This is a genomic window from Streptomyces sp. NPDC037421 (genome assembly GCF_055602105.1).
Genome location: NZ_JBVJWV010000006.1, coordinates 226,192 through 237,393 on the forward strand (window position 1 = coordinate 226,192; position 11,202 = coordinate 237,393).

An 11,202-nucleotide genomic window follows, 5' to 3' on the forward strand; every position below is an offset into this window, starting at 1 on the left:
CGTATTGGGCGGGCGGGGCTTTGGGTACCCGCGGGTAACCGGATTTTGCCAAATCCGCCAGTAATCGCTGGCACGGTGGCCGGGGCCGGGGCCTCAGCTCCCCTTCCCGGCCGGCTCCCAGCCGCTGAGCACGACGTCGAACTGCTGGCGGGTCGTGGCCCAGTCGGCCGCGGGGCCCGTCATGTAGATCGCGTACTCGGTGCCGTTCGCGTCGACGTACATCTGCTCGATGGCCCGGCGCGGTCCGGCGTGCACCCCCTTCTCGGTCCACGTGAAGTCCCACAGCACGGCCTGGGTGGTGCCCCGGAACGTGTTCGGGTCGAGCTTCTGCCGCTTGTAGTCCGTCCGCTTCGCCACCTGCTTCTCCAGGTCGAGCAGGTGCGTGTACGGGTTCGGGTAGTCCGGGGTGGGGTCGGCGGCGATCCGGATGTAGTGCTTCCCGTCGTCCCCGGTGTAGTCGATCTGGTTGCCGTTCACCTGGCGCGTCCAGCCCTTCGGGACGAAGAGCGTGAAGCCCGCTTCCGGGTCCGTGACCTTGTTCCAGCCGGCCGGCGGGGCCGCGGCCTTCTGGCCGGCCTGCCCGCCCGTGGCGCTCGTGTTCTTGTCGGAGCCGCCGCCCTTGTCCGCGTCCCCGTCCCCGTCGCCGGTGAACTTCAGCAGCCCGAACACCGCGCCGCCGCCGAGCAGCGCCGCCACCAGCGCCACCGCGGCGACCCGCCGCAGCCGGCCCGGCGGGCGCCCGGCGGGGGCCCCGGGCCGCTCGGGCAGGGCGGTGGTGGCGGCCGGGGAGGGCCCAGGTGCGGGCTCCGCCGCCGGGGCCTGGGCGGGGGCTGCCCGGGTCCGGGCCGCCTGCGCGGAGGCCCGCTCCTCGTCGCTCACCGCGCGCGTGGGCACGTACGCCTGGGCGGCCTTCGGCTCGCGGCCCTCCATCGCCTCCAGCAGCATCCGCTCGGCCTCCGCGGCCGAGGGCCGCTCGGCCGGGTCCTTGCGCAGCAGCGCCGTGATGACCGGGCCCAGGGCACCGGACTGGCGGGGTACGGGCGGCTCGTCGTTCACCACGGCCTGGAGGCTGGAGATCGGGGAGGTCCGCCGGAAGGGCGAGCGGGCCTCGACGGCCGTGTACAGGGTGGCGCCCAGCGACCACAGGTCGGAGGACGGGTCGGGGGCACCGCCCGTGACCCGCTCCGGGGCCAGGTAGTCGATGGAGCCGACGAGTTCACCCGTCCGCGTGATCGACGAGTCGCCCTCGATCGCGGCGATCCCGAAGTCGGTCAGCAGCACCCGGCCGTCCTTGGCCAGCAGCACGTTGCCCGGCTTCACGTCCCGGTGCATCACTCCGACCGCGTGCGCGGCGCGCAGCGCGCCCAGTACGTGCAGCCCGATCCGGGCCGCCTCGCGGGGCTCGATCCGGCCGGCGGCCTTGGCCGCCTCGGCGAGGGAGGGGCCGTCGATGTGCTCCATGACGATCCACGGCCGGTCGTCGTGCTCCAGCACGTCGTGGACGGTCACCACCGCCGGATGCTGGATCCGGGCCGCCGCCCGCGCCTCCTTCTGCGTGCGGGCGTGCATGACCTCCCGGTCGGCCTGGGACACGTAGAGCCCCGCCGTCAGTTCCTTGACCGCGACCGTTCTGTGCAGCAGCTCGTCATGCGCGCGCCACACCTTCCCCATGCCGCCGCTGCCGATGGGCTCCACGAGCCGGTACCGGCCCGCGAGCACCGCACCCGCGCCTGTCTGCTGTTCCACGAATTCCCGCCGCTCTGTGCACTCCACGCCAGATTACGGAGCCTGCGGGCGCTGCCGGAACAAGGCGGGGCCCGTAAGCCGGCACTGTGACGCAATCGCCGTACTGATCGACCGTCAGCCCCCGGCTTTGTAACTCGCCGTTGCCTTCTCGAAGACGTCGGTGACCTTGTCCTGGTTGTCCTCCGGTCCCGTGACCATGACGACGTGGTAGGCGCCGCCGAGCGCGACGACGAAATTCCGGGCGAACAGGGACCGGCCCGCCGCGTCGATCCAGGTGTAGCGGCCCGTGACCCGCAACTGCTGCCCCACCTTCGTGGACTTGACGTCCCCGCCGGACGCCCAGGTGGAGTTGCGGTACGGGGCCAGCTCGGGCTCCTTGTCCTTCTGGTAGCCCAGCGGATCGGGATCGCCGCCCTCGACCCGGTCCCGGCCCGGCACCACGATCAGGGTGAACTGGCCCTGGGTGTAGCGCACCTGCCCGGCCTCGTTGATGGACTGCCGCTCCCAGCCGTTCGGCACGGCGATGCTGAAGTGCGCCGGGTCCTGCTGGACGGTGTAGCCCTCCGGCGCGGGCGCGTCGCCCTGCGGGGCGGGCTTGGACTCCGGGGCCCCGCTCGGGGTGCGCCCGGGTGTCTGCGCGGGCTTGGACGCCGGGCCCTGCTGGGGGCTGCCCGGGCCGGAGGCGGACGCCGCCGGGCTCTGGGCGGCCGTGGGCTGCTGTTCGGAGTCCGTCGCGCGCGGCAGGAAGAACATCGCGTACGCCACCCCGCCCGCGAGCAGGGCCAGTACGCCGACCAGCAGGACCCGGCCGAGGGAGCGCGGCTCGCGGGGGGCGGCGGGGTTGCGGTGGCGCCCGTGCAGATCGCCGCGGCGGCGCACGACGGGCAGCCGGGCCGGATCCGGCTCGGGCATCGGGAGGCCGGCGAAGTCCCCGTCGGGCTCGGGCGCGGAGCGGATCAGCGAGCGCAGCCAGCCGCGCAGCTCCTCGAAGTCGGGCCGCTCGGCCGGGTCCTGGCGCAGCAGGGACTCCACGACCGGGCGCAGCGGGCCGCAGTCCTCGGCGAAGGCGGGCGGCTCGGCGCAGACCATCTCGACGAGCTCCGCGACGCTGTCCTCGGGGTACGGGGCGTGCCCCTGGACGGCGCGGTACAGCAGGGCCCCGAGGGCCCAGAGGTCGGCGGCGGGGCCCACGGGCGCGGCCAGCTGCCAGTTGCCGTGGACGGGGCCGGCGGCCTGCTCGGGCGCCCAGCGCTCGGTGAGGGGGCCGACGACGGCCATCCGGGTCTGGCGGGCCCGCTCGGCGTCGAGGCCGGTACGGGGGCCGCCCCAGGCTCCGCCGGTGTCCGCCCGGTTGACGGGGGCGGGGCGCGGGACCGGTACGGGAGCCGGGCGCGGGGCCGGCGGACGTACCGGCTCCGGGGGCGCGGGGGGTTCGGCCTGGCGGTAGCCCTGCGGGAGGGCCGGCTGGGCGGGGAGCGCGGGCCGGGCAGGGGCGGGCTCCGGGGCGGGCTCCGGCTGCTGCTCGGACTGCGGCGGCCCGGGCTCGGGCAGCGGCCGCCCGGGCTGCGGCTCCGGTTCCGGCGGCGTCTGCGGCTCGGCCGGGCGGCGGGGGGCCACCCCGTGCCACGGCGTGGCGGCGGCGGTGTCCGGCCCCCCGTACGGGTAGGCGTACTCCTGGGGCAGGTTGGCCCCGGTCGGCGGCAGCACCGGCACGACCACGGGGCCGCGCCCGCCGCGCTGCCGCGCCACCTCGGCGGAGGCGGCCCGGGTCCCGGCCCGGTACGCGGCGACGGTCCCGGCGCGGGCGGCCGCCTCGGCGGCGGCCCGGTCCTGCCCGGGCGGGGCGGGCGGCCCGGGCGGCGCGGCCTGCGGGGGCGGCGACGGCGGCGCGGAACGGGCCGGCTGCGGTTCCGGGGTGATGTGGTCCGTGTAGCGCGGGCCGGTGTCGTACCCGGGCGCCACCAGCGGCGCGTACCGGGGCCCCTCGTCGCGGGATCCGGCGGGCGGGGGCTCCGGCGCGGGGTCCGGAGGCGGCGGGGTGCCCCAGGCGGCGTCCGCGCCCGCCTCCCCGCCCGGCTCCCCGGTGTCCGGCGGCGGCACCGGGTCGTACCCGCACAGGGCCTCCTCCGCGGCGCCCGCCGCCAGACCCGTCAGGACGACCCGTCCGTCCTCGCATATCAACACGGTCCGGGCCGTGATGTTGCGGTGCGTCCAGCCGTGGGCGTGCAGCACGCGCAGCGCGGTCAGCACGTCGGAGGCGACCTCCGCCGCCCGGTAGGGGCTGAGCGGCTCGTCGGCGATCAGCGCGGCCAGCGGCCTGGCGGGGACGAGTTCGCTCACTATCCACAGCGAGCCGTCCTCCGCGAACACGTCGAAGACCTGGTCGAGGCGGGGATGGTCCGGCACGGAGGCGGCCGCCTGGGCGGCGGCGATCGCCCGCCGGACGGCGGGGAGTTCCCCGGCGGCCACGGCGTGCGCGCCGGATCCGTCGAGCAGTTCCGCGTCCACCACCTCGGGGAGCGGCACCTGCCGGACGAGGACTTCCTGCCCGCTGCGCGTGTCGAAGGCGCGGGTCTCTATCAGCTCGTACTCGTCGGACGGCGGAATCGGCAGACGGTAGCGGTCGGACAGGATCCGGCCGGCGTAGTCCTCCACATCGCCTCCCCCGAGTGCGGCCCCCCATGGCCCCCGCTGGACACGATACGTCGCCGGGGCCGCCCGCGTCCCGGGCTTGCGAGGCCCGTCAGCCCAACGGCTGGAAGGTCTGGAAGGCCGTGTCGCGCAGCTGCGTGCATTCGGGGCCGTCCCACTGGTCCGCGGCGCAGCTGATCATGATGGCGTAACCGTGCGTGGCGTCCGCCTTGAAACCCCGGTTGAGGACGCGGACCCGCGTGCCCTGCTGGTCCCGCTCGAACTCCCAGTCCGCGACGGTCGGGTAGTTGCGGTAGTTCACCGTGTCCAGGCGTATCAGGCGGTAGTTCTTGCTGCTGCCCGCGACGGCCGGGGCGAGCTTGGTCCAGGCGAGTCGGGCGTCGTTGCCCGGGCTCCCGGTGTAGTCGACCTGGATCCTCGGGAAGCCTCCGTCGCGGCTGTATATCGCGCCGGAGTTCTCGCCCGCGGTGTCGGTCTGGCGGAAGCCCTCGGGCATCGCCATCGAGAAGTGGAACCGCAGGTCCGTCACCGTCGCGAAGCCGGCCGGGAGTCCGCCGCCGGGGCCGCCGGGGCTGGCGCCCTGGCCCTGGCCCTGGCCCTGCGCCGGGTTCTGGCCCTGTCCCTGCCCCTGGTCGGCGCCGCCGGGGGTGCCGCTGGGCCCGGGCGTGCCCGGGGTGCCGCTCGGGTTCGCGCTCGGCGAGGAACCGGCCGACGCGGCGGGGCCGTTGCCGGCGGAGGTGCCGGGCGAGGGGCTGCCGGAGGCGACCGGGCCGCCCTTGCCCTCGTTCTTGTGGCCGGTGCCCTTGCCGTCGCCCTTGACCATGTACGCGATGAGCGACCCGACCACCGCGAGGACCACGACCACTGCGGCTATGGCCAGCACGATGGTGCGGCGCGACACCACGTCGGTGAGCGAGGCCCCGGCCTGCGCGGGCCGGGCCGGGGGCGCCTCGGCCGCGGCAGCGGCGGCGGCCTCCGCGGCGGCCGCCTTGCGGGCGGTCTTCAGCGCGGCGCGGGTCCGCTCGCGCTGCTCGCGCTCACGGCGCTCGCGTTCCTTCTTCGCGGCCTTCTCGGCCGCCGCGTCGGCCTTGGTGAGGGAGATCGGGCGGGTCTCCTCGACCGGCGGGAGCGGCTGGGGCTCCGGCTCGACGGCGACCGGGTCGGGGGCGTTGACCACGGCGGTGAGCATCGTCCGCGCCTGGTCGTCGCCGAGGCGCATCGCGGGGTCCTTGACCAGCAGCCCGTAGATGACCTCGGTCAGCGGGCCGGCGTTCTGCGGCGGGTCCACCTGCTCGGTCATCACCGCGGTGAGCGTGGCGAGGGCGTTGCCCTTGTCGTACGGGGGCACGCCCTCGACGGCCGCGTACAGCAGCCCGCCGAGGGACCACATGTCGGCGGGCGGACCGGGCTTCTGGCCGCGGGCGCGCTCCGGGGAGATGTACGAGGGGGCGCCGACGAGCATGCCGGTGGAGGTGATGGAGGGGTCGCCCTCCACCTGCGCGATGCCGAAGTCGGTGAGCACGACGCGGCCGGAGGCGGCGATCAGCACGTTGGACGGCTTCACGTCGCGGTGCAGGATCCCCTGGCGGTGCGCGGCGCGGAGCACGTCGAGCACGGCGAGGCCGACCTCGGCCGCGCGGTGCGGGGTCAGCGGGCCGTTCTCCCGGACGAACTCGGCGAGCGAGGGGCCCTCGATGAGCTCCATGACGATCCAGGGGCGGGCGTCCTCGTCGACGACGTCGAAGACGGTGACGGCGCCTTCGCTGCGGATCCGCGCGATGGCCTTGGCCTCGCGGAGGGTCCGGGTGATGAGGCGGCGCTTCTCGTCCTCGTCGACGCCGTTGCCGAAGCGGAGTTCCTTGACTGCCACCGTCCGGCCGAGGACCACGTCCTCGGCGCGCCACACGGTGCCCATGCCGCCCTTGCCGAGCACGGCGCCCAGCCGGTACCGCCCGGCCAGCAAGCGTCCCTCGCGCCGCGCCTCTTCGGCCGCCTCCTCGACGTCACCCTCGTCCACCGCGGCACCCTCAACCGCCTTGGCGGGCGCCGCCTTGGCGGGCTCGCCCTCGGCGGAGTCGCCCTTCTCCGCAGCCGCCTTCGCGGGCACCGCCTTGGCGGGTTCGTCCTTGGCGGGCACGTCCTTCGCGGGAGCACCCTTCTCCGTGTCCGCCTTCGCGGGCGGCGCGTCCTTCTCCGCAGCCGCCTTGGCGGGCACGTCCTTGGCAGGCACGTCCTTCTCCGGGTTCACCTTCACGGAGGCGTCCTTCACCGGCTCGCCCTTCTCCGCGGACACCTTCGCGGGCGCGGCCTTCGCGGGCGCGGCCTTCGCGGGCGCGGCCTTCGCGGGCGCGGCCTTCGCGGCGTTCACCTTCGCGGGGGTCGCAGCAGGCGCGGCTTCCTCGGCCTCCGCAGCGTCCGCCGTCGGCTCCGCGTCCTCGACCGCCCCGGCGGGCTCGGCGTCCTCGACGTCCCCGGCCGACGCGGCCTTCGACACCGACACCTTCGCAGCGGCAGCGGAACCGGCGTCAGAACGCGGCTCCGCCACGGACGCAGCCCCGCTCGCGGCCGTGCCGGAGCGCGGCCGGGGCACGGCGGCCGGCTCGGCGGCGGCGGAACCGGCGTCTTCCGGCCGCTCGGGGTGCTCGCCCGCCGGAGCAGCCCCGGCCCCGTCATCCAGCTTCGCCGTAGGCGCCCCGGCAGACGACTCGGTGTGCTCCGGCTTCGACATGCGTCCCCTCTGCGATCGTGCAGCCTGCCCCGGCTGCCTCGGCAGCCGCCAGGGGGCACGGTAATCCACCCCGGCAGAAACCTCATTGTTGCTCACTCCGCATCCGACGGGAGCCCCGGGGCCGCCGGTTCCCCCTCGTGTATCTCGGAGTTACAACGGGACGATGTCGGGCGCCCCCAGCCGTGCCGCGTCCGCCGTCTGGTCGTCCGGCTGGCGCTGGGACTCCCGCTCCGCCTGGACCCGCTTCTCGTAGTGCTCGACCTCCTTCTCGATCTGCTGCTTGTCCCAGCCCAGCACCGGAGCCATCAATTCCGCGCACTCGCGCGCCGATCGCGTCCCCCGGTCGAAGGTCTCGATGGAGATGCGGGTCCGCCGCGTCAGCACGTCGTCCAGGTGCCGGGCGCCCTCGTGCGAGGCGGCGTAGACGATTTCCGCCCTCAGGTAGTCCTCCGCCCCGGTCACCGGCTCCCCGAGCCCCGGATCGGCCTCGATCAGGCCGAGCAGCTCCTCCGTCAGGGAGCCGTAGCGGTTCAACAGGTGTTCCACCCGCACCACATGGAGTCCCGACCGGGCGGCGATGCGGGCGCGGCCGTTCCACAGGGCCCGGTAGCCCTCCGCCCCCACCAGCGGCACGTCCTCCGTCACGCACGCCGCGACCCGCTGGTCCAGCCCGTGCACCGCCTCGTCGACCGCGTCCTTCGCCATCACCCGGTACGTCGTGTACTTGCCGCCCGCCACCACCACCAGGCCCGGCACCGGATGGGCCACCGTGTGCTCGCGCGAGAGCTTGCTCGTCGCGTCCGACTCCCCGGCCAGCAACGGCCGCAGGCCCGCGTACACGCCCTGGACGTCGTCGCGCGTGAGCGGCACGGCCAGCACCGAGTTCACGTGCTCCAACAGGTAGTCGATGTCCGCGCTCGACGCCGCCGGGTGCGCCTTGTCCAGGTCCCAGTCCGTGTCCGTGGTGCCCACGATCCAGTGCCGGCCCCACGGGATCACGAACAGCACCGACTTCTCGGTCCGCAGGATCAGCCCGGTGCTGGAGTGGATCCGGTCCTTCGGGACGACCAGGTGGATCCCCTTCGACGCCCGTACGTGGAACTGCCCGCGCTCCCCGATCAGCGCCTGGGTGTCGTCCGTCCACACCCCGGTCGCGTTCACGATCTGCTTCGCGCGGATCTCGTACTCGCCGCCCCCCTCCACATCGCGCACCTTCGCCCCGACCACCCGCTCGCCCTCGCGCAGGAAGCCGACCACCCTCGCCCGGTTGGCGCAGTGCGCCCCGTACGCGGCGGCCGTCCGGACCAGCGTGGCGACGTAGCGCGCGTCGTCCATCTGGGCGTCGTAGTACTGGAGGGCGCCCACCAGGGCGTCCTTGCGCAGGGCGGGGGCGATGCGCAGGGCCCGTTTGCGCGTGAGGTGGCGGTGGGTGGGCAGGCCTCGTCCGTGCCCGCTGGAGACGGACATCGCGTCGTACAGGGCCACGCCCGAGCCCGCGTAGAAGCGCTCCCAGCCCTTGTGCTGGAGCGGGTACAGGAAGGGCACCGGCTTCACCAGGTGCGGGGCGAGGCGCTCCAGCAGCAGCCCGCGCTCCTTGAGCGCCTCCCGTACGAGGGCGAAGTCGAGCATCTCCAGGTACCGCAGGCCGCCGTGGATCAGCTTGCTCGACCGGCTCGACGTCCCGGACGCCCAGTCACGGGCCTCCACCAGGCCCGTGGACAGGCCTCTGGTCACGGCGTCCAGCGCGGTGCCCGCGCCGACCACGCCCGCGCCGACGACCAGAACGTCCACTTCCCGCTCGGCCATCCGGGCGAGCGCCTCCGCGCGCTGTGCCGGTCCCAGTGTCGCTGTCCTCACGGCTGCCTCCCGTTGGTGCGGGCCGTACCCGCTCGGTGCGGGTGATCCCGCTCACATCCCCCGCTTCTCGATTCTGACCGGCCGCACCCACATCAGCCACCGCCTGTGGACAACACAACGGCGACCACCACCCCACAATGCGACATATCTGTCATATATACGCCTAGTCTGACATTGCGCCAGCTCCAGTCGTCCACAGGACTTGCGCGCACCGCCCCCTCATGCATGCCAGGGAAGGGAAGGGACGGCCCCCCATGCCCGCAGATCTCGCCGTCATCGGACTCGGCCACCTCGGCCTCCCCCTCGCCCAGGCGGCCGTAGCCGCCGGAATCGAGACCGTCGGCTACGACAGCGGCCCCGCCACGGACAGCACCCTCACCGCCGCCGAGATCCGCCGCATGTCGGCGGCCGGCTTCCGGGTCACCACCAACCCCGCCGAGCTCGGCCGGGTCCGCACCGCGGTCATCTGCGCCCCCACCCAGCTCGGCGCCGACCGCGCACTCGACCTCGGGGCCGTCGGCGAGGCGGGCCGCACCCTCGCCGCCCGGCTGCGCCCGCACACCACCGTGATCCTGGAGTCCGCCGCCCACCCCGGCGTCACCGAGGACTACCTGCGGCCCATCCTCGAAGAGGGCTCCGGCCTGCGGGCCGGCCGGGACTTCCACCTGGCCTACTCCCCCAGCCGCCTCGACCCGGGCAACCGGACCCACACCATCTCCAACACCCCCAGGGTGATCGGCGGCCTCACCCCCGCCTGCACCGAGTCCGCGCACGCCTTCTACGCCCGCCTCACCGAGAAGGTCGTACGCGCCCGCGGCCTGCGCGAGGCCGAGACCGTACAGCTCCTGGAGACCAACTACCGGCACGTCAACATCGCCCTGATGAACGAAATGGCCGTCCTCTGCCACGACCTCGGCGTCGACCTGTGGGACGTCATCCGCTGCGCCGAGACCAAGCCGTACGGCTTCCAGGCCTTCCGCCCCGGCCCCGGCGTCGGCGGCCACGGCGTCCCCCTCGACCCCAACTACCTCCCCCACACCACCCGCACCCCCGGGCATCCCCTGCGCATGGTCGGGCTGGCCCAGGAGATCAACAACCGGATGCCGCAGTACGTCATCCAGCGCTGCGCCACCCTGCTGAACGAGCACGGCAAGTCCGCACGCGGCGCCCGCGTCCTCCTGCTGGGCGTCACCTACAAGCCCGACCTCGCCGACCAGGAGGGCTCGCCGGCCCGGGAGATCGCCAGCCGGCTCCTCGACCTGGGGGCGCTGATCAGCTACCACGACCCGTACATCGCGGGCTGGCGGGTCCGCGACCAGCCCGTGCCGCGCGCCGACTCCCTCTACGAGGCGGCGGCGAACGCCGACCTGACGATCCTGCTCCAGCACCACCGCACGTACGACATGCAGGGCCTGGCGGTGAAGGCGCAGCTCCTCCTCGACACCCGCGGCGCCAGCCCGGCCGGCGCGGCCCACCGCCTCTGACCGCCACCCCGGCCCAGGTCACGGCCGGATCCCAGTCCGATCACCCGACCGAAATCCCCCGGTGGAATTCCACCGTCCCCTGTTAGCCTGCGGCGTCACTTATCCCGCACTTACGCCCTCCGGGCCCCGTGCGCCGAATCCCTGGGGGGGATTTCCATGAGCCAGAACTTCCAGCCGCCCGCACCGACACCCACGCCCTACGCCGAGGCCCCCGCCCCCGCCCCGGCCCGCAGGGGCAACGTCGGCCTGGGCATCGTCGCCGCGGTCGTCGCGGGCCTGATCGCCGCGGCGGCGTACGGCGGCATCATGTACGCCATCGACCGGGAGCGGTCCTTCGGCGCGATCGGCATCGGCCTCCTCGTCGGCTACGCCGCCGGAAAGGCCGGCGGCCGCAGCCCGGTCCTGCTCCCGGTCTCGGGCCTGGTGTCGATCGGCTCCGTCTACCTCGGCAAGATGTTCCTCTTCGCGCTCGCCCTGGCCGAGCTCAAGAGCATCGGCGTGACCGAGGTGATCGACATCATCGGCATCGGCGGCCTGAACGACATCGTCAAGGAGAGCATGGACTTCATGTCCTACGCCTTCATCGGCATCAGCGTGCTCGTCGCCGTCGGCGCGGCCAAGAAGGCCAACGACTGACACCGCACGCGCCGGAGGGGGGGGGGGGGGCGGGGGGGGGGGGGGGGGTCGCGGGGGGGGGGGGGGGGGGGGGGGGGTGGAGGGGGGAGGTAGGTGCTA

6 protein-coding genes are annotated in these 11,202 nt (G+C 74.5%); 2 read left to right on the forward strand and 4 right to left on the reverse strand.

Going from position 1 to position 11,202, the window contains the following annotated elements:
* Positions 1 to 93 precede the first annotated feature (93 nt).
* From ACZ7IF_RS12095 to ACZ7IF_RS12110, 4 genes are all read right to left on the reverse strand, one after another.
* Positions 94 to 1,746: a serine/threonine-protein kinase gene (locus tag ACZ7IF_RS12095; RefSeq protein WP_470967761.1), complete on the reverse strand. Its 1,653-nt coding sequence runs from the start codon at positions 1,744 to 1,746 to the stop codon at positions 94 to 96.
* Between the two features lie 114 nt (positions 1,747 to 1,860).
* On the reverse strand, positions 1,861 to 4,401 hold the full coding sequence (locus ACZ7IF_RS12100) for a protein kinase (protein ID WP_470967766.1): 2,541 nt from the start codon (positions 4,399 to 4,401) through the stop codon (positions 1,861 to 1,863).
* Between the two features lie 88 nt (positions 4,402 to 4,489).
* Positions 4,490 to 7,126 carry a serine/threonine-protein kinase gene (locus ACZ7IF_RS12105; protein WP_470967772.1) on the reverse strand — a complete coding sequence of 879 codons (2,637 nt, stop codon included), beginning with the start codon at positions 7,124 to 7,126 and terminating at the stop codon, positions 4,490 to 4,492.
* 150 nt (positions 7,127 to 7,276) lie between these two features.
* The gene (locus ACZ7IF_RS12110) at positions 7,277 to 8,983 is read right to left on the reverse strand and encodes a glycerol-3-phosphate dehydrogenase/oxidase (protein WP_470967777.1); all 1,707 of its coding nucleotides are present in this window, start codon (positions 8,981 to 8,983) and stop codon (positions 7,277 to 7,279) included.
* Between the two features lie 254 nt (positions 8,984 to 9,237).
* Here ACZ7IF_RS12110 and ACZ7IF_RS12115 point away from each other — a divergent pair, with 254 nt between their 5' ends.
* Positions 9,238 to 10,467 carry a nucleotide sugar dehydrogenase gene (locus tag ACZ7IF_RS12115; protein WP_007265962.1) on the forward strand — a complete coding sequence of 410 codons (1,230 nt, stop codon included), beginning with the start codon at positions 9,238 to 9,240 and terminating at the stop codon, positions 10,465 to 10,467.
* Positions 10,468 to 10,623: 156 nt separating this feature from the next.
* The gene (locus ACZ7IF_RS12120; RefSeq protein ID WP_470967787.1) at positions 10,624 to 11,103 is read left to right on the forward strand and encodes a hypothetical protein; all 480 of its coding nucleotides are present in this window, start codon (positions 10,624 to 10,626) and stop codon (positions 11,101 to 11,103) included.
* Positions 11,104 to 11,202 lie beyond the last annotated feature (99 nt).